Origin of the sequence: Skermanella pratensis (assembly GCF_008843145.1) — a bacterium.
GTDB lineage: Bacteria > Pseudomonadota > Alphaproteobacteria > Azospirillales > Azospirillaceae > Skermanella > Skermanella pratensis.
The window spans coordinates 5,044,543-5,067,195 of sequence record NZ_CP030265.1; the positions used below are offsets into that span (position 1 = coordinate 5,044,543).

21 protein-coding genes are annotated in these 22,653 nt (G+C 68.6%); 6 read left to right on the top strand and 15 right to left on the bottom strand.

Going from position 1 to position 22,653, the window contains the following annotated elements; genetic code table 11:
* Positions 1-264: 264 nt before the first annotated feature.
* The 5 genes from odhB to mdh all read right to left on the bottom strand — a co-directional run bounded on the left by odhB (position 265) and on the right by mdh (position 7,915).
* A complete protein-coding gene (gene odhB, locus DPR14_RS23185; protein WP_158047253.1) occupies positions 265-1,524 on the bottom strand; it encodes a 2-oxoglutarate dehydrogenase complex dihydrolipoyllysine-residue succinyltransferase in 1,260 nt (419 codons plus the stop codon).
* An 87-nt stretch (positions 1,525-1,611) separates the two neighbouring features.
* Positions 1,612-4,554: a 2-oxoglutarate dehydrogenase E1 component gene (locus DPR14_RS23190; protein WP_158047254.1), complete on the bottom strand. Its 2,943-nt coding sequence runs from the start codon at positions 4,552-4,554 to the stop codon at positions 1,612-1,614.
* Positions 4,555-4,651: 97 nt separating this feature from the next.
* Positions 4,652-5,527: a succinate--CoA ligase subunit alpha gene (sucD, locus tag DPR14_RS23195; RefSeq protein WP_158047255.1), complete on the bottom strand. Its 876-nt coding sequence runs from the start codon at positions 5,525-5,527 to the stop codon at positions 4,652-4,654.
* A complete protein-coding gene (gene sucC, locus DPR14_RS23200; RefSeq protein WP_158047256.1) occupies positions 5,528-6,724 on the bottom strand; it encodes an ADP-forming succinate--CoA ligase subunit beta in 1,197 nt (398 codons plus the stop codon).
* 225 nt (positions 6,725-6,949) lie between these two features.
* Complete coding sequence (gene mdh / locus DPR14_RS23205) at positions 6,950-7,915, bottom strand: malate dehydrogenase (protein ID WP_158047257.1); 966 nt, start codon at positions 7,913-7,915, stop codon at positions 6,950-6,952.
* A gap of 279 nt (positions 7,916-8,194) precedes the next feature.
* Here mdh and DPR14_RS23210 point away from each other — a divergent pair, with 279 nt between their 5' ends.
* A complete protein-coding gene (locus DPR14_RS23210) occupies positions 8,195-8,596 on the top strand; it encodes a hypothetical protein (RefSeq protein WP_158047258.1) in 402 nt (133 codons plus the stop codon).
* Positions 8,597-8,903: 307 nt separating this feature from the next.
* On the opposite strand, the gene DPR14_RS23215 is transcribed toward DPR14_RS23210, so the two are convergent.
* The 3 genes from DPR14_RS23215 to DPR14_RS23225 all read right to left on the bottom strand — a co-directional run bounded on the left by DPR14_RS23215 (position 8,904) and on the right by DPR14_RS23225 (position 11,088).
* Positions 8,904-10,151: a DUF2336 domain-containing protein gene (locus tag DPR14_RS23215; protein ID WP_246148520.1), complete on the bottom strand. Its 1,248-nt coding sequence runs from the start codon at positions 10,149-10,151 to the stop codon at positions 8,904-8,906.
* Between the two features lie 114 nt (positions 10,152-10,265).
* Complete coding sequence (locus DPR14_RS23220; protein WP_158047259.1) at positions 10,266-10,817, bottom strand: NUDIX hydrolase; 552 nt, start codon at positions 10,815-10,817, stop codon at positions 10,266-10,268.
* A 67-nt stretch (positions 10,818-10,884) separates the two neighbouring features.
* On the bottom strand, positions 10,885-11,088 hold the full coding sequence (locus tag DPR14_RS23225) for a hypothetical protein (RefSeq protein ID WP_158047260.1): 204 nt from the start codon (positions 11,086-11,088) through the stop codon (positions 10,885-10,887).
* Positions 11,089-11,564: 476 nt separating this feature from the next.
* Here DPR14_RS23225 and DPR14_RS23230 point away from each other — a divergent pair, with 476 nt between their 5' ends.
* The gene (locus DPR14_RS23230) at positions 11,565-12,737 is read left to right on the top strand and encodes a DUF2336 domain-containing protein (RefSeq protein WP_158047261.1); all 1,173 of its coding nucleotides are present in this window, start codon (positions 11,565-11,567) and stop codon (positions 12,735-12,737) included.
* A gap of 29 nt (positions 12,738-12,766) precedes the next feature.
* Here DPR14_RS23230 and DPR14_RS23235 read toward each other — a convergent pair whose 3' ends face one another.
* Entirely contained in the window at positions 12,767-13,195 is a 429-nt protein-coding gene (locus DPR14_RS23235) for a DUF1178 family protein (RefSeq protein WP_158047262.1), read from the bottom strand.
* 188 nt (positions 13,196-13,383) lie between these two features.
* Between DPR14_RS23235 and DPR14_RS23240 the strand changes: the two genes are divergently transcribed.
* The 3 genes from DPR14_RS23240 (at position 13,384) to DPR14_RS23250 (ending at position 16,224) form a co-directional block, all read left to right on the top strand.
* On the top strand, positions 13,384-13,926 hold the full coding sequence (locus tag DPR14_RS23240) for a class I SAM-dependent methyltransferase (RefSeq protein ID WP_343038676.1): 543 nt from the start codon (positions 13,384-13,386) through the stop codon (positions 13,924-13,926).
* 179 nt (positions 13,927-14,105) lie between these two features.
* Entirely contained in the window at positions 14,106-15,839 is a 1,734-nt protein-coding gene (locus DPR14_RS23245) for a PAS domain-containing sensor histidine kinase (protein ID WP_158047264.1), read from the top strand.
* Positions 15,832-16,224 (top strand): response regulator, encoded by a 393-nt coding sequence (locus tag DPR14_RS23250; RefSeq protein WP_246148522.1) that lies wholly within the window; start codon positions 15,832-15,834, stop codon positions 16,222-16,224. Before DPR14_RS23245 ends, DPR14_RS23250 begins: the two co-directional genes overlap by 8 nt.
* A gap of 3 nt (positions 16,225-16,227) precedes the next feature.
* Here the strand turns inward: DPR14_RS23250 and DPR14_RS23255 are convergent, their stop codons facing one another.
* From DPR14_RS23255 to DPR14_RS23265, 3 genes are read right to left on the bottom strand one after another with little or no spacing between them, the layout of a single operon-like run.
* The gene (locus tag DPR14_RS23255; protein ID WP_158047265.1) at positions 16,228-17,079 is read right to left on the bottom strand and encodes a carbon-nitrogen hydrolase family protein; all 852 of its coding nucleotides are present in this window, start codon (positions 17,077-17,079) and stop codon (positions 16,228-16,230) included.
* Positions 17,079-17,339 (bottom strand): glutaredoxin 3, encoded by a 261-nt coding sequence (gene grxC / locus DPR14_RS23260; RefSeq protein ID WP_158047266.1) that lies wholly within the window; start codon positions 17,337-17,339, stop codon positions 17,079-17,081. The genes DPR14_RS23255 and grxC overlap by 1 nt, the downstream gene beginning before the upstream one ends.
* Positions 17,340-17,398: 59 nt before the next feature.
* Entirely contained in the window at positions 17,399-18,178 is a 780-nt protein-coding gene (locus DPR14_RS23265; RefSeq protein WP_158047267.1) for a ComF family protein, read from the bottom strand.
* A 95-nt stretch (positions 18,179-18,273) separates the two neighbouring features.
* On the opposite strand from DPR14_RS23265, the gene DPR14_RS23270 reads away from it, so the two are divergent.
* Positions 18,274-19,185, top strand: coding sequence for a methyltransferase domain-containing protein (locus tag DPR14_RS23270; RefSeq protein ID WP_158047268.1), 912 nt, complete (start codon positions 18,274-18,276; stop codon positions 19,183-19,185).
* A gap of 12 nt (positions 19,186-19,197) precedes the next feature.
* Here DPR14_RS23270 and DPR14_RS23275 read toward each other — a convergent pair whose 3' ends face one another.
* The 3 genes from DPR14_RS23275 to DPR14_RS23285 all read right to left on the bottom strand — a co-directional run bounded on the left by DPR14_RS23275 (position 19,198) and on the right by DPR14_RS23285 (position 22,645).
* Positions 19,198-19,935, bottom strand: a complete 738-nt coding sequence (locus tag DPR14_RS23275) for a Crp/Fnr family transcriptional regulator (RefSeq protein ID WP_158047269.1) — start codon at positions 19,933-19,935, stop codon at positions 19,198-19,200.
* Between the two features lie 102 nt (positions 19,936-20,037).
* Positions 20,038-20,181, bottom strand: coding sequence for a cbb3-type cytochrome oxidase assembly protein CcoS (gene ccoS, locus DPR14_RS28460; RefSeq protein WP_246148524.1), 144 nt, complete (start codon positions 20,179-20,181; stop codon positions 20,038-20,040).
* Positions 20,120-22,645 (bottom strand): heavy metal translocating P-type ATPase, encoded by a 2,526-nt coding sequence (locus tag DPR14_RS23285; RefSeq protein WP_158047271.1) that lies wholly within the window; start codon positions 22,643-22,645, stop codon positions 20,120-20,122. Before DPR14_RS23285 ends, ccoS begins: the two co-directional genes overlap by 62 nt.
* Positions 22,646-22,653: the final 8 nt, after the last annotated feature.

The following is a 22,653-nucleotide window of genomic DNA, read 5'->3' on the forward strand; positions in this document are numbered from 1 at the left end:
CGACGTCACCATCACCACATAGGCGTCGCGCCGCAGCGCCTTGATCGCCTTCAGCGCCCGGCCGGTGCGGCTGTCGTCGGCGGTCAGCACCGCGAACGGACGCCGGCGCCTCGCCGACGAAGGCGGTGACCGCCTCGTCTCCTCGGTGATGCCGTGCTCCAGAGCGTTCATGGTGCCTTCCGCCCCTGCCCGATGGGGATACAACGCCGCCCCGGCCATGGGAGCGGCCGGGGCGTGGACTTCTCTTGCGCGGCGAGGTGGCGATCAGACGTCCAGCAGGATACGCTGCGGGTCCTCGATGCACTCCTTGACCCGGACCAGGAAGGTCACCGCTTCCTTGCCGTCGATGATGCGGTGGTCGTAGCTCAGCGCCAGGTACATCATCGGCCGGGCCTCGATCTTGCCGTTGACCACCATCGGGCGTTCCATGGTCTTGTGCATGCCCAGGATGGCCGACTGGGGCGGGTTGATGATCGGGGTGGACATCAGCGAGCCGTAGACGCCGCCGTTGGAGATCGTGAAGGTGCCGCCGGACAGCTCCTCCATGGACAGCTTGCCGTCGCGGGCCTTCTTGCCGAGCGCGCCGATGGTCTTCTCGACCCCGGCGAAGTTCAGCTTGTCGGCGTCGCGCACCACCGGAACCACCAGGCCGCTCGGCGTGCCGACGGCGACGCCGATGTCATAGTAGTTCTTGTAGATGATGTCGGTGCCCTCGATCTCGGCGTTGACCGCCGGGAGTTCCTGGAGCGCCGTGATGCAGGCCTTCACGAAGAAGGACATGAAGCCCAGCTTGACGCCGTGCTTCTTCTCGAACACGTCCTTGTAGGAATTGCGCACCGCCAGCAGGTTGGTCATGTCCACCTCGTTGAAGGTGGTCAGCATGGCCGCCGTGTCCTGGGCTTCCTTCAGGCGCTCGGCGATGCGTTGGCGCAGGCGCGTCATGCGGACGCGCTCCTCCTGGGCGGCGCGGGCGCGCGGTCCGGCCGGAACGGCGGGCTTCGGCGCCGGCTTTGCCGCGGGAGCCGGAGCGGGGGCGGCCGGCATCTCGGTCGGGCGGCTCTCCAGGAAGCGCAGCACGTCTTCCTTGGTCAGGCGGCCGTCCTTGCCGGTCGCCTTGATGTCCGACGCCTTCAGCTTGTTGTCGTCGATCAGCTTGCGCACCGCCGGGGACAGGGTGTCGTGCTGCTCGGCGGCCGGGGCGGCGGGAGCCGCCGGCGCGGGTGCGGGGGCGGGTTCGGCCTTGGCTTCCGGCTTCGACTCCGCCGGCTTGGCGGCCGGCGCGCCGGCACCGTCGGACAGGGTGCCCAGCAGGGCCCCGACCTCGACCGTGGCGCCTTCCTCGGCGACGATCTCGGCCAGCGTGCCGGCGGAGGTGGCGTTGACCTCCAGCGTGACCTTGTCGGTTTCCAGCTCCAGCAGGGGCTCGTCCATGGCGACCGGGTCGCCGATCTTCTTCAGCCACTTCGCGACGGTGGCTTCGCTGACCGATTCACCGAGGACGGGGACCGTGATTTCCAGGGCCATGATTTCAAACCTTTTTATGTGAGCGGTGCGCTCGGTTTTGTTGGGAGGTGCGGGGGCGGCCGCAGGACGGCGCCCCCGCAGGTCCGGTTACTTGACGGTCAGCGCCTCGTCGACGAGCTGCGCCTGCTCACGGTTGTGCCGCTTCAGCAGGCCGGTCGCCGGGGAGGCCGCCTCGATGCGGCCGGCATAAAGCGGACGGCTCGCCTTCAGCTGGGCCGCCACCATGCAGTCCTCGAGCCGGCGGTCGATGAAGGTCCAGGCCCCCATGTTGCGCGGCTCTTCCTGGCACCAGACCACGTCGGCGTTGCCGTAGCGGGACAGCTCGCGGGTCAGCGAGGTGCGCGGGAACGGATAGAGCTGCTCCAGCCGGACGATCGCCACGTCCTTGATGCCCCGCGTCTCGCGCTCCTGCAGCAGGTCGTAATAGACCTTGCCGGTGCACAGCACGACCCGCTTGACCTGGTCGTCGGCGACCAGCTCGTACGGCTCGCTCAGGATGCGGTGGAACGAGGTGCCCGGACCGAAATCCTCCAGCTTCGACACCGCCAGCTTGTGGCGCAGCAGCGACTTCGGCTCGAACACGACCAGGGGCTTGCGGAAGTCGCGGCGGACCTGCCGGCGCAGCGCGTGAAAATAGTTGGCCGGCGTCGTGCAGTTCAGGATCTGCCAGTTGTCCTCGCCGCACATCTGCAGGTACCGCTCCAGGCGGGCGGAGCTGTGCTCCGGCCCCTGCCCCTCGTAGCCGTGGGGCAGCAGCAGCACCAAGCCGGACATGCGCAGCCACTTGGACTCGCCCGAGCTGATGAACTGGTCGATGATCACCTGGGCGCCGTTGGCGAAGTCGCCGAACTGCGCCTCCCAGATCACCAGCTCGTGCGGCTCGGCCAGCGAGACGCCGTACTCGAAGCCCAGGACGGCGGCTTCGGACAGCGGGCTGTCATGGACCTCGTAGATCGCCTGGCCGTCGCGGATGTTGTTGAGCGGGACGAACCGCTCCTCGGTCTCCTGGTCGACCAGCACCGAATGGCGCTGGGAGAAGGTGCCGCGGCCGACGTCCTGGCCGGACAGGCGGACCGGCGTGCCCTCGACGCACAGGGTACCGAACGCCAGCGCCTCGGCGGTCGCCCAGTCGATGCCCTCGCCGCTCTCGATCGCCTGGGCCTTGGCCTTGAGCTGGCGGGCGATCTTGGAGTTGATCTTGATGTGCTTCGGATCGGTCGAGATCGCCTTTCCGACCTCGCGCAACACGTCCAGCTCGACCGCGGTATTGCCGCGGCGGTCGTCGCCCGACGCCGCCTCCAGGCCCGACCACTTGCCTTCCAGCCAGTCGGCGCGGTTGGGCTTGTAGTGGCTGGCGACCTCGAACTCGTCCTCCAGCTTCTTGTAGAAGTCGGCGACGATCTTCTCGGACTCCTCGGCCGTGATGACGTTCTCGTCGACCAGCTTCTTGGCGTAGATCTCGCGCGTCGTCGCGTGGCTACGGATTGCCTTGTACATCAGCGGCTGGGTGAACGCGGGCTCGTCACCCTCGTTGTGGCCGTGGCGGCGGTAGCAGAACAGGTCGACGACCACGTCCTTCTTGAACTTCTGGCGGAACTCGATCGCGATCCGGGCGACGTGGACGACCGCTTCAGGGTCGTCGCCGTTGACGTGGAAGATCGGCGCCTGGATCATCTTCGCGACGTCGGTGCAGTACGGCCCCGAGCGCGAATAGCTCGGCATCGTGGTGAAGCCGATCTGGTTGTTGATGATGAAGTGGATCGTGCCGCCGACGCGATAGCCCTTGAGCTCGCTCATCATCAGCGTCTCGGCCACCAGACCCTGGCCGGCGAAGGCCGCGTCGCCGTGCAGCAGGATGCCCAGCACCTCGTCGCGGCTCTGGTCGGTCGGCGGGACGGTGCCGCAGCGCTGGATCTGCTTGGCGCGCACGCGGCCGATCACGACCGGGTCGACCGCTTCCAGGTGCGACGGGTTCGGGCTCAGCGACAGATGGACCGGGATCCCGTCGAAGTCGCGGTCCGACGAGGTGCCCAGGTGGTACTTGACGTCGCCCGAGCCCTGGACGTCCTCCGGATGGGCCGAATTGCCCTGGAACTCCGAGAAGATCGCCTTGAACGGCTTGCCCATGAAGTTGGCCAGCACGTTCAGACGGCCGCGGTGGGCCATGCCGAGCACGACCTCGCGCAGGCCGAGCTGCCCGCCGCGCTTCAGCACCTGCTCCATGGCGGGCATCAGGGCCTCGCCGCCGTCCAGGCCGAAGCGCTTGGTGCCGGTGTATTTCTTGTCGAGGAACCGCTCGAAGTTCTCGGCCGCGGTCAGGCGCTCCAGGATCGCCTTCTTGCCGTTGACCGTGAAGTCGGTGTGGTTGCGCCCGCCCTCGATGCGCTCCTGGATCCAGGCCTTCTGGTCGGGGTCCTGGATATGCATGAACTCGACGCCGATGGTGCCGCAATAGGTCTTCTTCAGCACCTCCAGGATCTGGCGCAGCGTCGCCGTCTCCATGCCGAGGACGTTGTTGATGAAGATCGGGCGGTCCCAGTCGGCGTCGGTGAAGCCGTAGGTCTTGGGGTCCAGTTCCGGATGCTGCTCGCGCTTCTCCAGCCCCAGCGGGTCCAGGGTGGCCTGGAGATGGCCGCGGACGCGGTAGACGCGGATCAGCATCAGCGCCCGCAGGCTGTCCAGCGTGGCGGCGCGGAGCTGGTCCTGGTCCAGCGCGGCGGCCGGGACGGTAGCCGCTGCGGCGGCGCCGTTCGGGGCGGCGTGGCCGTTGGCCTTGGCCGAACCGTTCGGCTTGGCGGCGGGGGCGGGCTCCTCGCCGATCACCGCCGTGGTGTTGGGGGCCCAGCTCGCCCCGCGCAGTTCGTCCAGCACCTCCCGCGCGTCGTCGTTCAATTCGCCGAAGAAGCTGCTCCAGCTCTGGTCGACGGACTGCGGGTCCTTGAGATAGCGGGCGTACAGCTCGGCGATGAAAGTGGCGTTCGAGCCGAAAAGGAACGATGACTGATCAGGGGTCGCTGCGGTCGCTGACATTTTGTTAATGACGCGGGCGTTGGCGCCCGCGCCCTCTTTCTGGCAAGGGTTTACGGCTCCGACGGGCCGGTCGGGGACCGGCCCGGGCTGATCGGGATCAACCCTTCAGAGCTTTCAGCATGGTGCTGCCCAGGCTGGCCGGGCTGTCGGCAACGTGGATGCCGGCGGCCTTCAGCGCCTCGACCTTGAAGTCGGCGGTGTCGTTGCCGCCGGAGATCACGGCGCCGGCATGTCCCATCCGGCGTCCCGGAGGAGCGGTGCGGCCGGCGATGAAGCCTACGACCGGCTTCTTCGTCTTGCTGTCCCTCAGGAATTCGGCTCCCTTGACCTCGGCGTCGCCGCCGATCTCGCCGATCATGATGATGCCTTCGGTCTCCGGGTCGTCCAGGAACAGCTCCAGGCTGTCCACGAAGTTGGTGCCGTTGACCGGATCGCCGCCGATGCCGATGCAGGTCGACTGCCCCAGGCCCGCCGCCGTGGTCTGCGCCACCGCCTCATATGTGAGGGTGCCGGAGCGGGAGACAACACCGATCTTGCCGCGGCGGTGGATATGGCCGGGCATGATGCCGATCTTGCATTCGTCCGGGGTGATGACACCCGGGCAGTTCGGTCCGATCAGCCGGGTCTTGGAACCGGCCAGGGCGCGCTTGACGGTCACCATGTCGAGGACGGGGATGCCCTCGGTGATGCAGACCACCAGCGCGATCTCGGCGTCGATCGCCTCCAGGATGGCGTCGGCCGCGAAGGGCGGCGGGACGTAGATCACGCTGGCATTGGCGCCGGTCGTGTGGACCGCCTCGGCGACGGTGTCGAACACCGGCAGGTCCAGGTGCTTGGTGCCGCCCTTGCCGGGGGTGACTCCGCCGACCATCTGCGTGCCGTAGGCGATCGCCTGCTCGGAGTGGAAGGTCCCCTGCGCGCCGGTGAAGCCCTGGCAGATGACTTTCGTTTGGGAATTGACGAGGACAGCCATTTACGCCGCTTCCTTCACCGCTTTGACGACCTTTTCCGCCGCATCCGCCAGATTGTCGGCGGACAGGATGGGGAGGCCCGATTCACTGAGGATCTTCTTGCCCAGGTCGACGTTGGTGCCTTCGAGGCGGACGACGAGCGGGACATGGAGGGAGACTTCGCGGGCCGCGGCGACGACGCCCTCGGCGATCACGTCGCAGCGCATGATGCCGCCGAAGATGTTGACCAGGATGCCTTCGACGTTCTTGTCCGACAGGATCAGCTTGAACGCGGTGGTCACCCGCTCGCGGGTGGCGCCGCCGCCGACGTCCAGGAAGTTGGCCGGCTCGCCGCCGTACAGCTTGATGATGTCCATGGTCGCCATCGCCAGGCCGGCGCCGTTGACCATGCAGCCGATCGAGCCGTCGAGCTTGATGTAGTTGAGGCCGTGCTTGGCGGCTTCCAGCTCGGAGGCTTCCTCCTCGTCGGCGTCGCGCAGCTCCTCCACGTCCTTGTGGCGGAACAGGGCGTTGTCGTCGAAGTTCATCTTGGCGTCGAGCGCGATGATGTCGCCGGCGCCGGTCACCACCAGCGGGTTGATCTCGACGATCGAGGCGTCCAGGTCCACGAAGGCCTTGTAGGTCGCCAGGATCAGCTTGACGGCGGCGTTGACCTGCTTGCCCTCCAGGCCGAGCCCGAAGGCGATCTTGCGGGCGTGGAAGCCGGAGATGCCGGTCGCGGGGTCGATCGCGACCTTGATGATCTTCTCCGGCGTGTCGTGGGCGACCTCCTCGATCTCCATGCCGCCCTCGGTCGAGGCCATCACGGTGACGCGGGAGGTGGCGCGGTCAAGCAGCAGGCCCAGATACAGCTCGCGCTTGATGTCGCAGCCTTCCTCGATATAGAGGCGCTTGACTTCCTTGCCGGCCGGGCCGGTCTGCTTGGTCACCAGGACATGGCCGAGCATCTCCTTGGCGTTGGACGCGACGTCCTCGACCGACTTGACGACGCGGACGCCGCCCTTGCCATCGGGATTGTCGGCGAAACGCCCGGCGCCGCGGCCGCCGGCGTGGATCTGGGACTTCACCACCCAGACCGGCCCGCCCAGTTCCTTGGCAACCTGTTCGGCCTCGGGAATGGTATAGGCGACGCCGCCGCGCGGCACCGACACACCGTATTTTTTCAGCAGGTTTTTGGCCTGATATTCATGAATGTTCATGGACGTCCGTCTATCTGATGGCGGCTATCTGGTGACGGGTGGCAAACGAAGCACCCCGGCTTAAGAATACCTGGCCCGTACCGTCGGGATCGCGGGGGTGCCGGCCGCTCAGTCTAGCACCCTCCGCGCCCCGATTGAACCGGGCCCGGCCGTACCGGCTATGCCGGGCGGCCAGTCGGGATACGAAAAAGGCCGCCCGGAGCGGCGGCCTCCCGAAGGCCGCTGTCAGGCGGACTTCTCGCTTTCCATTTTCTTGACGACCTCTACCAGGGTCTTCACGGCCCCGACCGAGTGGTCGAACATGGCCTTCTCGTCGGCGTTCAGTTCGATCTCGACGATCTTCTCGACGCCGCCCGCGCCGATCACCGCCGGCACGCCGACATACATGTCGTCGACGCCGTACTGGCCGGTCAGGTGGGCCGCGACCGGCAGGACGCGCTTCTTGTCCTTCAGGTAGCTGTCGGCCATCGCGATGGCCGAGGCGGCCGGGGCGTAGAAGGCCGAGCCGGTCTTCAGCAGCTTGACGATCTCGGCGCCGCCGTCGCGGGTGCGCTGGACGATCGCGTCGAGCTTCTCCTGGGTGGTCCAACCCATCTTGATCAGATCGGGCAGGGGGATGCCGGCGACGGTGGAGTAGCGCACCAGCGGCACCATGGTGTCGCCGTGGCCGCCCAGCACGAAGGCCGTCACGTCCTCGACCGAGACTTTGAACTCTTCCGCCAGGAAGGTCCGGAACCGCGCGCTGTCGAGCACGCCGGCCATGCCGACGACCTTGCTGGTGGGCAGGCCCGACGCCTGCTGAAGCACCCACACCATGACGTCGAGCGGGTTGGTGATGACGATGACGAAGGCGTTCGGGGCGTACTTGCCGATGTTCTCGCCGACCGTCTTCATCACGCCGGTGTTGATGCCGATCAGGTCGTCACGGCTCATGCCGGGCTTGCGGGGAACGCCGGCGGTCACGATCACGACGTCGGCGCCCTCGATAATCGAGTAGTCGCTGCCGCCGACCATCTTGGCATCGAACCCCTCGACCGGGGCGGACTGCGCGATGTCCAGCGCCTTGCCGTCCGGCATGCCTTCCGCGATGTCGAACACGGCGATGTCGCCGAGCTCCTTCAAGCCTGCCAGCAGGGCGAGCGTGCCACCGATCTGGCCGGCGCCGACGAGCGCGATCTTATTGCGTGCCATGAAGCGTTCCCCAAGTGTTGCCGAGCTTTGTTTACGAGGGAGCGAGGGTCGCTTTGGTCCGGGCCGGCCGGTCCTGAGATCGGCCCTCAAATCCGCGCGGCTACGTACTCCGATTCCGTCCCGAGGGCAAGGGGGACGGGCCGGGCGTAACCGAGCGCCGGTTGAGTAGCACCCGCTCACGACCATCGCGCCGACCCTCCCCGGAATCGCGCTTCGGGAACCCTCGATGCGCGCTTAAGGTTTGGATGGTAATACCAAATTTGGCTGAGGAGAGCGCTCATGTTGACCTGGACTTCCCGCTTGTGCGGTGCGGCGGCACTGCTCGCGGCCTCGCTGCCGGTACAAGCCCAAGTGGTATCACCATCCCCCGGAACGGCCCCCGACCCGGCCTCCCGGCGGGCCCAGCCGACACCGCCCGCCTTCACGTCCGTGACCCCCGGCTCGGATGCCGCGGAAACCTTCGAATGCAGGTCCCTGCTGACTTTGCTGCGGGTCGACATCCCCTCCTGGGAGCGCGCGATCGCTTGGTTCGAGGAGCCGTTCGTCCGGGACGAGCCGACCCTGGAACAGCTCGCCGCGCGCCAGCGCTGCTTCGACATCATGGCCGCTCCGGTCGTCAGCTTCGAGGAAAACGTCCCGGTCGAGCGGCCGGTGGACCGGGTTCCGCGTCCCGGAATGTGAGCGTCGCCGGCCCTGGTCCGAGGAGTCCCGCCGGGCGCCCGGAAGGCCGCTTCGGGGTGCTTCGGGGGCAGTTTCCGGTTGTGGCGGCAGATTGACGCAGTGCCCGAAAGTCGGCCGGATCGGGGGCTGTTTGGACAGATTTGTATAGCCTTTCGCCCTCCGGAAGCAACTTCCCGCCGCAAGGCTGGCCATCCCGGCAATCTTCGCATCGCCACCACCCGGGCGCCCGGCAGAACACCAATCAGCCATCCGCCGGCGCCACTTCCGGCAGCGACGGCTTCGCAGACCGAGAAAGCCTCCCCCGCTTCTAAAGCTTGACCCCGTAGAACTCCAGCTGCCAGGTCATCTCGACCGGGGTCAGCGGATAGTCCACGCCGTTGCGGGCGTTCAGCAGCATGCGCGGCGGGATGTTGGCGGCGCGCGATTGGAGCTGCATGGCGCAACGCATGCTCAGGCCCGCCCGCCAGGCCAGCGCGGTGACGCCTTTGGGGCTCTGCGCCCCGATGATCTCCTCGACCAGGCACGGCGCGATGCCGGCCATCAGCGCCAGGCCCAGCTTGACGAACACCATGTCGTTCCACGACAGCGCGTCGCTGATGGCGCTCTCGTCGAGCTGGCCGACCGCGAAGAGCCGGCGGACGCGATGCTCCGGGGGCTCCCCGTCTGACCGCTGGTCAAGATAGTCGATCCGGCGGCGGGCGACGCTGACCACCTCGGCCGCGGTCTCGCCGTCCAGGTCGCGACGCTGCCGCAGGATGGTCAGCACGTGCTGGTCGACGAACTCGGCGAGCCGCACCGCGAGCCGGCCGGGCAGCCTGGGCCGCTTGGCCAGCGGCTCCTGCCAGGACGGGCGGGCGGCCGACTGCTCGACCATGCCGGACAGGGTGCGCTCGGGGATCAAGGCGCCGTGGTTGTCGAGCAGCGCGGTCGAGGCGGGGATGTCGCCGGTCTCGTACAGGGCCGCCGCGACCGGACCGGAGACGCCGTCGCGCTGGGCGATCGCGCTGAGTACCCAGGATTTCGGCTGGTTGGCGATGATGCTCAGCAAGTCGTTGTCGGTCAGCGTGGCGCAGTAATGCAGGATCGGCTCGGCGACTTCCCGCTCGACGTCGCGGGCCAGATGCACGCAAAGGTCTGGCGGAGCGCAGGCGACGTCCTTGAGGCTGGACGCCAGCGCCTGCCGGACGCCGACCGCCTGGTCGCGCGCCAGTTGCTCCAGCGTGCGCACCGTCAGCTGGAAAAGCTGGCCCTGAGCCTCGCGCGAGAGGTCGGGCAGCAGTCGTGCCAGCTTGTCCGCCAGCAGGCGCCGCACGCTCTCGTCGCTGTCGCGCGCCAGCACGGCGCTGGCCTGCGCCGGCGCCGACCGGTTGGCCGCCACCTCGCGGCGCACCTCGACCGCGGGATCGATCGCGAGGTAATAGAGCAGTTCCGGCCTGACGTCCTCGCGCCCGGCCACCCGCGCGCGGACGGCGGTGTCCTCGCTCTGGGCCATGAGCTTCGAGGTCTCGTAATCGAGCGGGCCGTCGGGCGGCGATTTCTGCTCTCTGATGGGCACGATCTGTCCTGGGCTGCCGGGCGCGGCACCTGCCCGCCGCGCTGCTCTCGGTCCTTTATCGGCGACCGGGGTTTCCGGAAGATGAATTCAGGGATTGGCGGCAGGGGGCGGTCCTCACAGCCCGGTCGGCGGCGGCGGTTCGGGTTCCGGATTGGTCGCCGGACTGAACTCGTGCTCGCGGCGCCGGCTGTTGAACTCGTCCAGGGCCCAACGGACGGTCGGAAAGGCGATCGAGTCCCAGGGGATCTCGTCCCACCTGAAAAGCCCGACCTCCAGGCTTTCCGGCCCAGCCGCCACGTCCGGCGACCGGAGCCTCGCGCGGTAGATGAGTTGGACCTGGCTTATGCGCGGAATCTCGTACACGGCGAGCAGGCAATCGATCTCGATCCTGGCCCTCGCCTCCTCCCAGGCTTCCCGGGTCGCGCCCTCGGCAGTGGTCTCGTTCAGCTCCATGTAGCCGGCCGGCAAGGTCCAAAGCCCCCTGCTCGGCTCGATCGCCCGGCGGCACAGCAGGATGCGGTCCTCCCACGCGGCCACGGAACCCACCACGATCTTCGGGTTCTCGTAATTGATGAAGCCGCAATCGGGGCATACGAGGCGGTGACGGTCGTCGCCCTCGGGGATGATGCGGACTGTCGGCCCGCTCGGCTTTGGATCGGAAGTCATGCCGGTAATGTGGCGCAGCCCGTGGGGGTGGGCAAGCGGAACGCGCCGGCGCCCTCGGACGTGGACTTCAGACCGTGATGTTCACGTTCCGGCCGCGGGTGGCGAAAGGGTCCGTGACGGGCTGGTTCTCCGGGGTGCCGCCTTGGGGTCCGCCGGCAACCTGGTTGCCGCCCGGGCCGCCCTGCTGCTCGTCCTGGGGACGGGTCGCGGCTGATTGAAGCGGGCTGGAGTAGCCCGGTGCGGGACCGACTCCCGAAGCTTGCACTTGCATGGCGATCTCCTGGATGCGCTGCGGAAGCCGGGCGTCACGCGGACGCGGGCAATTCCGAAGAAGGGTTACATCATCTGGAGTATAGCCCCGACGGGAGGGGCAAAGCCATACCCATCAGGCTGCGGCGGTATCGCCTTTCAGCGCCATGAAGGACGTTCGGTGCCCTATTCTCCAGCGTCCGGCAGGTTGAAAACAAATAGTTTAAAATACTGTTAATTCTGTGATCGAGTCACGGGCGAGGTGATCTCGGACGATCGGATTAACATTTTACTAAGGAAGATTCCGCATGCTCGTCACGCTGCGAAGTCAGCGGGAACACGGTTCCGATCCAATGACCGGCCGACCAGAAGGGTCGCGAGAATGAAGTGTTTGGTTTTGGTTTTCCGGAGAATGCCGGCCGAGCGGAGGGTCCGTCCCGCGCCGCATCGCGAGGACGGCCGGGGGACCTCCCGGGGCGGTCCCGCCGGAGGACGCCGATGAACGGCGGCATGGCGGAACCGGGATCGGAAACGAGAACAGGCGGCGGAACAATGGCGCATCTGGCCGATCTGTTCGAGATGGCGCGGGACAGGAGCCAGACCGGACGGCGGGCTCTGGCCGACAAGGTCGGCGATTTCTATTTCGCGGGACACAGCCTGTCGGACCGCGAGCGCGATCTGGTGGTCGATATTCTCCGCCAAGTGCTGCGAGACGCGGAGATGGACGTCCGCCGGTCGCTCGCCGAACGGCTGGCCCCCCACGCCGAGGCGCCGCGGGACCTGATCGTGGCCCTGGCGAACGACCAGATCGAGATAGCCCGGCCGATCCTGATGCGCAGCGAGGTGCTCGAGGACGAGGATCTGATCGCGGTCGTCCGCGCCCACGCGGAGGCCCACCAGCTCGCCGTCGCCGGCCGGCCGGGGATCAGCACGGCGGTCAGTGACGTCCTGATCGAAACCGGCAACACGCGTGTCGCCGAGACGCTGCTGGGCAACCGGGGCGCCAGCCTGTCCGGACAGGCGATGATCCGCCTGACCAATGTCGCCCGCCGGGTACCGCCCTTGCGGCCGCCGCTGCTGGGAAGGCCCGAGCTGACGCCCGAACTGGCGACGAAGATCTACTGGCTCGTCTCCCAGGAGCTGCGGCGGACCATCCTCGACCGCTTCTCGATCCCGAGGGCGCAACTCGACGCGGCGCTCCAGGCGACGCTCCAGGACCTGATCGACGGGACCCGCGGCCGGACCAGCCTGACCGCCGACCAGCTGGAAACGGTCGAGCGGATGGCCGAAGCCGGCGCCATCACGCCGCAGGTCCTGATCCAGACGCTGCGCCTCGGCCAGATCGACCTGTTCAAGGCGCTGTTCGGCCGGATCGCCGGCCTGGGCCCGGAAGCCATGCACCAGCTGATCGCCGAGACTGGCGGCGAAGCCATGACCCTGGCCTGCCGGGCGCTGAGGATCGACAAAGGTTTCTTCGCCTCGATCTTTCTGCTGAGCCGCGCGGCCCGGCCGGGCGAGCAGATCGTCGATCCGCGCGAGCTATCGCGGGTGCTGGCGCTGTACGACCGCCTGACGCCGGAATCGGCGCTGCCGATCCTCCAAGGCTGGCGCCAGAACCCGGCCGCCATCAACCTGGTCCCGCTGCGCCGCCGCGAGCGCCCGGACGCCTGACCGGTCCCGCCGCCGGCCCCCGCCCCCCTTCAGGAGTTGGTCGTCGGAACCCAGGGGATGCGCTCGACGGTGATGCCTTCCTCTTTCAGCTCCGACGATTCGGCTTCCGTCGCCTCTCCGTAGATGCCGCGGCTTTCCACTTCGCCATAATGGATGCGCCGGGCCTCCTCGGCGAAACGGTCGCCGACATAGTCGCAGTTCTCCTCGACCTTGCGGCGCAGATCCTTCAGCTCGCGCAGGATCTCCGCCTTCCGCCGGACCGCCTCGTCGGTGTCCTTGGCGGACATGTCGCGCGACTTGGCGATGCGCGGCGCCATCGGCGCCTTGCCGATCCGGACGTTACCGCAGATCGGGCAGGAGATCTCCTGCGCTGACGCCTGCGCCTCGTAAGCGCTGCTGTTCCTGAACCAGGCTTCGAAGACGTGGCCGGCCTGGCACTTGAGATCGAAGAGGATCATCGACCGTTACTCGTTCCGCTCCTGGCGGCGGCGGCGCCGTCGCATGTTCACTGATCAGCCTGATCTGTCATATATGTACGAATTGGTTAGGCCAAGATGAAAGCACAAGCGGTTACCGGACCATGGACCACTCACCGCCTCCAGCCTCCCTTCCCCCGGCCTCTTCCCCTCCGCTCCCGTCGCGATGGGTGACCCGCTTCGCGCCGCTGGTGCGGCAGGGCGGCCCGGTGCTCGACCTGGCCTGCGGGTCCGGCCGGCATACGCGGCTGTTCGCCGGGCGGGGACACCCGGTCACCGCGATCGACCGGACCCTGGCGGGCGTCGCCGACCTGGCCGACCAACTGCCCGGCCGCTCCGCCCCGGAACTGATCGAGGCCGACCTGGAGGACGGCAGCCCCTGGCCCCTGCCGGCGAACCGTCGCTTCGCCGCGGTGGTCGTCACCAACTATCTCCACCGCCCGCTCTTTCCCAGGCTGCCGGGCTTGCTGGAACCCGGCGGGCTGCTGATCTACGAGACCTTCATGCAGGGCAACGAGCGGTTCGGCAAACCTTCCTCGCCAGCCTTCCTGCTGGCCCCCGGCGAACTTCTGGAACGTATCGGACGTCAGCTCCAGGTAGTGGCCTTCGAACAGGGTGTGATCGATTTCCCGAGGAGGGCGGTCGTCCAGCGCCTCTGCGCCATCGCCGATCCGGCTCCCCGGCCGCTCCCGCCGAACCAAGCGGAGGGGTGACCGCAGCACGCGAACAGACGGAATCTTCCTTTCGATAGAACGAGACAAGGCCCTGGTCTTTGGCTTACTATTATTAACCTTGCTTGCTATTAACCGTGTTTGCGTTTCTCGACCGGGCGGGAGGCCGGCTTCCGGTGACCGCGGCGTTCCATGTACTGCGATATCAAACCGGAAACTGGATGGAACCCTTCTTTCGCGCCCTCGCCGAGCCCGGCGACTTTCTGCCCCACGGCCTTTGCTTGACTTGGCGGCCGGAGCTGATCTGGACCCATCTGCTGTCCGACCTGCTGATCGGTCTCGCATACTTCTCCATTCCGGTAGGATTGCTCTACTTCGTCTGGCGGCGCCAGGACCTCGCCTACAAGTGGATTTTCCTGATGTTCTGCGGCTTCATCCTGGCTTGCGGGGTAAGCCATTTCTTCGGCGCCTGGACCTTGTGGAACCCGGACTATGTCGCGCAGGGCGCGGTCAAGGCGTTCACCGCCGCGATCTCGGTCGTGACCGCGGTCATGCTGTGGCCCCTGATCCCCCACGCGCTCGCCCTGCCCAGCCCGGCCCAGCTCCGCGACGCCAATTTCCGGCTCGAACAGCAGATCCGGGAGCGGCAGCGCGCGGAAGCGGAAGTCCGCCATGTGAACGCGGCGCTGGAGCACCGGGTCGCCGAGCGCACGGTCGAGCTGGAGGCGGCCAACGCGGCGCTGCAGCGCGCCAACGAGACGCTGGAGGTCCGGGTCGCCGAGCGCACCGCGGAGCTGTCCGAAGCCAACCGCCGGCTGCGCGCCAGCGAACTTCATTATTCGAGCATCTTCCACCACCTGGCCGAGGGCCTCTTCGTCGTCCGGGTGGAGGGACCCGGCGAATACCGGTACGAGGCGCTCAACCCCAGCCACGAGCGCCAGACCGGCCTGGTCTCGGCGGAGGTGGCCGGCCGGGCGCCGCACGACCTTTTCCCACCCGCCCTCGCCGATCATCTGGTCGAACGCTATCGCGCCTGCTGCGAGGCCCGGCAGCCGATCCAGTACGAGGAGACGCTCGACCTTCCGGACGGCACGCGCATCTGGCAGACCAACCTGGCTCCCGTGTTCGACGCCGAGGGCCGTCCGACCAAGCTGCTGGGCACGTCGCGCGACATGACCGAGTACCGCACGCTCCAGGAGGAACTGGCCCAGACCTCCAAGCTGGCCACCCTGGGCACCCTGGCAGCCGGCATCGCCCACGAGATGAGCCAGCCGCTGAACATCATCAGGATCACCGCCGACGACAATCGCCTTCTGATGGAGGAGGACGGGTTGGAAGCCGACGCGGCCTATCTCCGCCAGGGAATGGAGCTGATCTCGACCCAGGCGGCCCGCATGGGCGAGATCGTCGACCAGATGCGCTCCTTCAGCCGCCGCGACGGCCCGGAAGTCGTGCCGTTCGATCCCGTCCAGCCGGTCCGGCGCGCCGTCGCCCTGCTCGAGCGCCATTTCGCGACCGAGGGTACGGTCCTGGCCCTGGCGGTGCCGCCCACCGCGCCCGCCGTGGCCGGACGGCCCGGCCGCCTGGAACAGGTGGTGATCAACCTGCTGAGCAACGCCCACGATGCCATCGCCGCCCGCCGGGGCATCGACCCGGGCTTCGAGGGGGGACGCATCGAGGTCGGCCTGTTCGAGGAGCAGGGTCCGCACCAGATCCGCATCACGATCAGCGACGACGGAACCGGTCTGCCGCCGGGAATGGCCGACCGGATTTTCGACCCGTTCGTCACCACCAAGGAGGCGACCAAGGGTGTCGGTCTCGGCCTGTCGATCTGCGCCAGCCTGATCGGCGCGATGGGCGGGCGGATATCCGCCGAGAACCTGGACCAGGGAGCCCGCTTCACGATATTGCTGCCGGTCCGCAGCAGACCACCACATGAGATCCCGAATGCCTGACACCGATGCCATGACGCAAAGCCAGCCCAGGAGCCACATCCTGGTCGCCGACGACGAAGCGATCGCTGCCATGGCGCTCGAACGGTTCCTGACCCGCAAGGGCTATCGCGTCACCACCGCCTGCGACGGCAGGGAGGCCCTGGCGATCCACCGGCAGGATCCGGCCGACATCGTGGTGACCGACATGCGGATGCCGCGCGGCGGCGGGCACGAGCTGATCGGCAGCCTGCGCTCCACCGACGGCGATCTTCCGATCGTCGTGATGACCGGCTACATGTCGCCGAACGAGGAGGAGGCCATTCCCGTTGGCGACAGGCTGGTGGTGATGCAGAAGCCGATCGAGGTCGAACGACTCCTGCAGATCATCCGGAGCTTCACGGGCTGAGGTTCAGGGCACCGCGTCGGGAGGTTCGATCTCGCGGTCGTGCTTCAGCGACGGCACCTGGGCGCGGGCCTTGGCGACCTCCCCCAGGTCCAGCCGGGCGGTGACGACGCCCGGCTCCTCACCGCCGTCGGCCAGGATCTCGCCCCACGGGCTGACGATCAGCGAGTGGCCGTAGGTCGTGCGGCCGCCGTCATGGGTGCCGCACTGGGCCGGAGCCACCACGAAGCAGCCGGTCTCGATCGCCCGGGCGCGCAGCAGCACGTGCCAGTGCGCCCGGCCGGTCGGCACCGTGAAGGCGGACGGGACGGTCAGGATCGACGCGCCGGCATGGGCCAGCATGCGGTACAGGTAGGCGAAGCGCAGGTCGTAGCACACCGTCATGCCGACGCCGCCCCATGGCGTCGCGGCCAGAACCGCGCGGTCGCCGGGCCGGAACGTGGCCGACTCGCGGTAGCTCTCCCCCCGCGCCAAGTCGACGTCGAACATGTGGATCTTGTCGTAGCGCCCCGCGATCTCGCCCTCGGGCGAGAACAGCAGGCTGCGGTTGGCGACACGCTCCTCGTCGAGCTTGACCGCGAGGGAGCCGGCCAGCAGCCAGGCCCCGGTCCGCCTGGCCATGTCGCGGAAGAACGGCACCGCCGGATGGTCGGTTTCCGGCTGGGCCCGGCGCAGGACACGGCTGCGGCCCAGCACCATCATGCTGACATTCTCGGGCGTCGTGATGAAATCGGCCCCGGCCTCCCGCGCGCGCAGGATCAGGTCCCCGACCGCGTTCAGGTTGGGTTCGATATCCGGCCCGGCGTTGACCTGGACGCAGGCGACGGTGAGCGAGGCGGCGGGAGGGGAGCCGGTCATCACGCGCGGCCCAGCATGGGGTCGAGCTTGCCGGCCCGATCGAGCGCGTAGAGGTCGTCGCAGCCCCCGATCGGCTTGGCGTCGATGAAGATCTGCGGCACCGATGTCCGTCCTTCGGCCAGTTGCGTCATCTCCACCCGCTTGCGCGGCTGCATCATCACGTCGATCTCCTCGAACTGAACGCCCTTCTCGGCCAGCAGCTTCTTGGCCCGCGTGCAATACGGGCACCAGGGACTGGTATAAATGACGACTTCGGCCATGGACTCCGGCTCCACTGTGGATTGACTATCCCGTTATATGATCGGTACCGCCGATTCCGCTAGACGTCGGACCGTATGACGCGCGCGAGCGTGAGCACGTCCACCCTGGCCGCGCCTGCGCGCAGCAGGACCCGGGCGCATTCGGTGACGGTGGCCCCCGTCGTCAGGACATCGTCGACCAGCACCACCGGCCGCCCGCGGATGCGTTCCGCCAAGCTTGGCCGGACCCGGAAGGCGCCGCGGACGTTCCGCTGACGGCCGGTCCGGGAATGGCCGCCCTGCGGCGTGGTCCGGCGCTGGCGGACCAGCAGCCCGGGCAGCACGGCGACGCCGGAGCGGCGGCCCACGTCCCCGGCGAGCAGCGCCGCCTGGTTGTAGCGCCGGGCGAACAGTTTCCAGCGGTGCAGCGGCACGGGCGCCAAGACGGCGTCCGGCGTCAGCAGCTCGGCCCCGGACCGGGCGAGCCAGCCGCCGAAGGCGACGGCGGCATAGGTCTGGTCGGCATGCTTGAAGCCCAGGATCATGCCCCGGCTGCCGTCGTCGTAGCGGAGCGCCGACCGGGCGCGGCCGAACGGCGGCGGGCTCCCGACGCAGCGGGCGCACAACAGCGTCTCGGCCTGTCGCGTCTCGGCCGGGCCGGGATCGACCACGCCCTCGAAGGGCTCGCCGCAGCAGTAGCACCAGGGCGGCGCCAGGAATGTCAGGGCGCCCCAGCAGCGCATGCACAGCGTCCCCTGCCGGTCGACCGACTCGGCGCAGGACAGGCAGCGCGGCGGCAGCACCACGTCCAGCGCCGCGCGCGCCAAGGTCGTCAGGGAGGCGGTCGGCAGCCAGTCCATGGCGCAGGATCGCACCGCTCCTGCCGGCCGGCAACGGATCGGATGCCGCACCCGGCGCGTGTTGTGCGGCGCGGCGGAGACTCCATATAAGGGGAATGGACGACAGCGACATCATGAACGTGTTCGACCGCGCGATGGTCCGCCGCCACCGCGACCGCGCGGCCGCCGGCTTCGCCGGGTACAGCTTCCTGTTCGAGGAGATCGCGGAACGGCTGGCCGACCGGCTGGAGGACGTCGTCCGCGACTTCCCCATGGCGCTCGACCTGGGCTGCCACACCGGCGAGGTCGGCCGCGCGCTGCGCGGGCGGAAGGGAATCGAACGGCTGGTCCAGTGCGACCTTTCGCCCGCCATGGCCGGCGCCGCCGGGGGCCTGTCCGTCGCCGGCGACGAGGAGCTGCTGCCGTTCGCCGACGCCAGCTTCGACCTGGCAATCAGCAATCTCAGTCTCCACTGGGTGAACGACCTGCCGGGAGCGCTGCTCCAGCTCCGCCGCGCGCTGAAGCCGGACGGCCTGTTCATCGGCGCCATGCTGGGCGGCGACACCCTGTTCGAGCTGCGGCGCTGCCTGATGGAGGCCGAACTGGACTTGACCGGCGGGGTCAGCGCCCGCATCTCCCCCTTCGCGGAAGTGCGGGACGCCGGCGGCCTGCTCCAGCGCGCCGGATTCAGCCTGCCGGTGGTGGACAGCGACACGCTGACCGTGACCTACGAGAGCGCCTTCAAGCTGATGGCCGACCTGCGCGGCATGGGCGAGACCAACGCCGGGCTCAACCGCCGCCGGCAGCCGACTCCGCGGGCCTTGCTGATCGACGCGGCGCGGCGTTATGCCGAACTGTTCTCCGAACCCGACGGGCGGGTGACGGCGACTTTCCAGGTGCTCTACCTGGCCGGCTGGTCGCCGCATGAGAACCAGCAGAAGCCGATGCGCCCGGGCAGCGCCCAGGCGAGGCTGGCCGACGCCTTGAAGACGGAGGAGCGGCCGGCGGGCGACAAGGCGGAACCCTGACGCCCGGGGAGCTCAGACGCCTTCGGCCATGTCGTAGATGCCGTCCATGTCGGCGATCTGGATGCGGTTGCCTTCCTGGAGCGAGATCGCCTGGGAGGTCTTGAGCTGGGTGAAGGTCCGGCTGACGGTCTCGGTCGTGAGGCCCAGGTAGTCGGCGATGTCGGCCCGGCTCATCGGCACATAGACCGGGTTCTCCTTGTGGCCGCGGCGCGACTGGCGCTGCGACAGCATCAGCAGGAACGAACAGATCTTCTCCCGCGCGGTCTTGCGTCCGAGCAGCAGCATCTGGTCCTGCGCCGCCGCCAACTCGTTGGACGCCATGGAGAACAGGCGCCGCTGCATCTTCGGGAACTCGTCGAGCAGCGCTTCCATCTTGCGGCGGGGGAATCGACAGAGCGAGGTGGGCGTCACCGTCTCCGCCGAATAGGCGTAGCTCTCGTTCATGGCGAGGCCGAGGAAATCGCCCGTGACCAGGAACCCGGTGATCTGCCGACGCCCGTCGGGCAGCAGCTTGTAGAGCTTGACCGTGCCTGAGGTGACGTTGAACAGGGCGTCGGCCTGGTCGCCCTCGGCGAAGATCGTCTGGTTTCCTTCCAGGCGCTGCATCTGGACGATATCGGCGAGCCGGCGCACCTCGTCCGCCTCCAACGCCGCACAGACCGTCAGCGTCCGAACCGGACACGCGCCGCAGGGCGTCGCCTCCGCCGCGGCACCCTTGTCGCGCACCCTGCCCATGTCGAATGGAGGCATCGCAGTTCCCCCCCGCCCTTCTGCTTCCCTATTCCATTCTGGTTATAAATTGGATTTTTCGCAAGATTGCAACACGCCTGAATATAACCATTCTCATAGTGGTTATTTTTGGTCGTTTCGCGGCTGCGGTGTTACACGCTCGTCATCGTCGAACAGGATGCGGTTGGCGGCTCCGTCGAGGTCGTCAAACTGGCCGGACTTCAGGCACCACAGGAAGCCCAGAAGGCCCAGAAGTCCCAGGCCCACCGCCAGGGGAATGAGATATATGAGCACGTCCATGGGACTGTCCCGGGTTGGCCCGGCGCCGGGCCAGGCGCAGGGCGTTGAGGATGACGATCAGCGACGACGAGGACATGGCGAGTGCCGCGATGAGGGGAGTCACCAGCCCGGCGACCGCCACCGGTATAGTCAATAAGTTATAGAGGAAGGTCAGGGCGAAGTTCTGGCGGACCAGGCGGTCCGATCGGCGGGCCACGTCGAGCGACTCCAGGATCGGCGTCAGCCTGATTCCCTGGAACACCACGTCCGCCGCCGTCTGGCTGACATCCGCCGCGGTGGCCGGCGACATGGAGACATGGGCGGCGGCCAGCGCCGGCGCGTCGTTGAGGCCGTCGCCGACCATCAGCACGGTGGCCCCGGAACGGGCCAGCTCCTCCAGGCAGGCGGCTTTATCGGCCGGCGCCTGGGCGGCCCGCCATTCCTCGATCCCCAGGCGGGCGGCGCAGGCCGCGACGGCCGGCCGGCGGTCGCCCGACAGCAGCAGCACCCGCTTGCCGTCCGCCCTCAGCGCGGCCACCACGGCGGCGGCGTCGGGCCTCAGGGCGTCGCTGAAGGCGAAGCGGACGGGGCGGCGGCCCGGCCGGGCCAGCCACAGCTCGGGACCGGCCGACTCGCCGGGTGCGCCGCCAGCTTCCGCCCCGCCGCCCTCCGACCCGCCGTTTTCCAAGGCGCCGGTGAAGCGTCGGCTGCCCAGGCGGGTCTCACCGTCCGGCCCGTCGAAGCCGAGCCCGGCGCCGGGCACCTCGCGCACGCCGGCCGCGACCGGAACCCCCGGCACGGCGCGGCACAGCGCCCGCGCCAAGGGGTGGCGGCTGGCTCCGGCGATCGCGGCGGCGAGCCGCAGGTCGTCCTCCTCCGCCCCGTCCGTGCCCTGGAGTTCGGGCCGCCCCTCGGTCAGGGTGCCGGTCTTGTCGAACACGACGGTGTCGACTCCGGTCAGCCGTTCCAGCGCGGTGGCCGATTTCAGCAGGATGCCCTGGCGCATCAGCCGGCCGCTGGCGATCACCTGGACCACCGGCACCGCCAGCGCCAGCGCGCAGGGGCAGGTGATGATCAGCACCGCGATGGCGTTGAGCAGGGCCGGCTGCCACGGGCTGCCGGCCAGGAGCACCCAGCCGAGGAAGGTCGCCAGGGCGGTCAGGTGGACCACCGGGGCATAGGCCCGGGACACCCGGTCGGCCAGGGCCACGTAGCGCGCCCGGCCCTGCTCCGCGACCTCCATCATCCGGACGATCTCGGCCAGCAGGGTGCCCTCGCCCACGGCGGTGACGGTCAGCCGGAGCGGCGCGGTCAGGTTGAGGGTCCCGGCGAACACCTGGTTCCCGACCCTGGCGGCGCCCGGCACGCTCTCCCCGGTGATCAGGCCGGTGTCGATGTCGGAGACGCCGTCGCAGACGCGGCCGTCCACGGGGATGCGCTCGCCGGCCGCGACCAGCACGGTCATCCCGACGGCGACCTCCCCCGGCCGGACGACGCGCCCGCGCCCGTCGCCGTCGAGCACGGTGACGGCGGAGGACCCCAGCGCCAGCAGGTGCTCGGCCGCGGACCGGGCCCGGCCGCGTGCCCGCATGTCCAGGTAGCGGCCGATCAGCAGGAAGAACAGCAGCGTCACCGCGCTGTCGAAATAGGCGTGCTCCGCGCCGCGGATCGTCTCGGCCAGGCTCATCCCGGTCGCGAGCGTCACGCCGATCGAGATCGGCACGTCCATGTTGGTGCGCCGGGCCGACAGCGCCGCCCAGGCGGAGCGGACGAACGGACGGGCGGCGTAGAGGATCGCCGGCATCGCGATCAGGGCGGAGACCCAGTGCATCAGGTCGCGGGTCGCCGGTCCCATCCCCTGCGCGTGGCCGGCCCAGATCGCCACGGACAGCAGCATCACGTTGGCGGCGGCGAAGCCTGAAACGCCCAGCGCCCGCAGCAGCTCGCGCTCCTTCGAGGCTTCGGCCGCCTCCAGCTTCGCCGGATCGAACGGCACCAGCCGGTAACCCAGCCGCACCACGGCGCCGGCGACTTCGGCGGCGTCCGTCACCGCCGGATCCCAGGTCACGGTCAGCCGGCGGGTCGTCATGTTGAGCCGGGCGTGGGTGACGCCGGGCTGCCGCCGCAGCACGGTCTCGATCAGCCAGACGCAGGCGGCGCATTGCAGCCCGTCCACCATGAGATGCAGGCCGGCCCGCCCGTCGGCGCCGGTCGAGACATGGGCCGAGAAGTCGGCGGGGGCCGCGTCCTCGTCGGGACGGATCGGCCGCGCGTCGGGATCGATGCAGCGGCGGGCGTAATAGGCGTCCAGCCCCAGGTCGCGGATCAGCGCGTAGGCGGCCTCGCAGCCGGAACAGCAGAAGCCGGCGTTCCGGCCGGAGATCTCCTGGCCGCAGTGGAGGCAGGCGCCGGGAAGCTCGGCGGAGGAAAAGGAGGCGGTGGAGGTGCTCATGCCGGAGT

Excerpts from the sequence above, each read along its gene's own strand:
- mdh (WP_158047257.1), bottom strand. The coding sequence starts at position 7,915 with ATGGCACGCAATAAGATCGCGCTCGTCGGCGCCGGCCAGATCGGTGGC.
- sucD (WP_158047255.1), bottom strand. The coding sequence starts at position 5,527 with ATGGCTGTCCTCGTCAATTCCCAAACGAAAGTCATCTGCCAGGGCTTC.
- DPR14_RS23245 (WP_158047264.1), top strand. The coding sequence starts at position 14,106 with ATGGAACCCTTCTTTCGCGCCCTCGCCGAGCCCGGCGACTTTCTGCCC.
- DPR14_RS23255 (WP_158047265.1), bottom strand. The coding sequence starts at position 17,079 with ATGACCGGCTCCCCTCCCGCCGCCTCGCTCACCGTCGCCTGCGTCCAG.
- DPR14_RS23230 (WP_158047261.1), top strand. The coding sequence starts at position 11,565 with ATGAACGGCGGCATGGCGGAACCGGGATCGGAAACGAGAACAGGCGGC.
- DPR14_RS23190 (WP_158047254.1), bottom strand. The coding sequence starts at position 4,554 with ATGTCAGCGACCGCAGCGACCCCTGATCAGTCATCGTTCCTTTTCGGC.
- sucC (WP_158047256.1), bottom strand. The coding sequence starts at position 6,724 with ATGAACATTCATGAATATCAGGCCAAAAACCTGCTGAAAAAATACGGT.
- DPR14_RS23250 (WP_246148522.1), top strand. The coding sequence starts at position 15,832 with ATGCCTGACACCGATGCCATGACGCAAAGCCAGCCCAGGAGCCACATC.
- DPR14_RS23270 (WP_158047268.1), top strand. The coding sequence starts at position 18,274 with ATGGACGACAGCGACATCATGAACGTGTTCGACCGCGCGATGGTCCGC.
- DPR14_RS23275 (WP_158047269.1), bottom strand. The coding sequence starts at position 19,935 with ATGCCTCCATTCGACATGGGCAGGGTGCGCGACAAGGGTGCCGCGGCG.
- odhB (WP_158047253.1), bottom strand. The coding sequence starts at position 1,524 with ATGGCCCTGGAAATCACGGTCCCCGTCCTCGGTGAATCGGTCAGCGAA.
- DPR14_RS23210 (WP_158047258.1), top strand. The coding sequence starts at position 8,195 with ATGTTGACCTGGACTTCCCGCTTGTGCGGTGCGGCGGCACTGCTCGCG.
- DPR14_RS23235 (WP_158047262.1), bottom strand. The coding sequence starts at position 13,195 with ATGATCCTCTTCGATCTCAAGTGCCAGGCCGGCCACGTCTTCGAAGCC.
- grxC (WP_158047266.1), bottom strand. The coding sequence starts at position 17,339 with ATGGCCGAAGTCGTCATTTATACCAGTCCCTGGTGCCCGTATTGCACG.
- DPR14_RS23225 (WP_158047260.1), bottom strand. The coding sequence starts at position 11,088 with ATGCAAGTGCAAGCTTCGGGAGTCGGTCCCGCACCGGGCTACTCCAGC.
- DPR14_RS23265 (WP_158047267.1), bottom strand. The coding sequence starts at position 18,178 with ATGGACTGGCTGCCGACCGCCTCCCTGACGACCTTGGCGCGCGCGGCG.
- DPR14_RS23285 (WP_158047271.1), bottom strand. The coding sequence starts at position 22,645 with ATGAGCACCTCCACCGCCTCCTTTTCCTCCGCCGAGCTTCCCGGCGCC.
- DPR14_RS23220 (WP_158047259.1), bottom strand. The coding sequence starts at position 10,817 with ATGACTTCCGATCCAAAGCCGAGCGGGCCGACAGTCCGCATCATCCCC.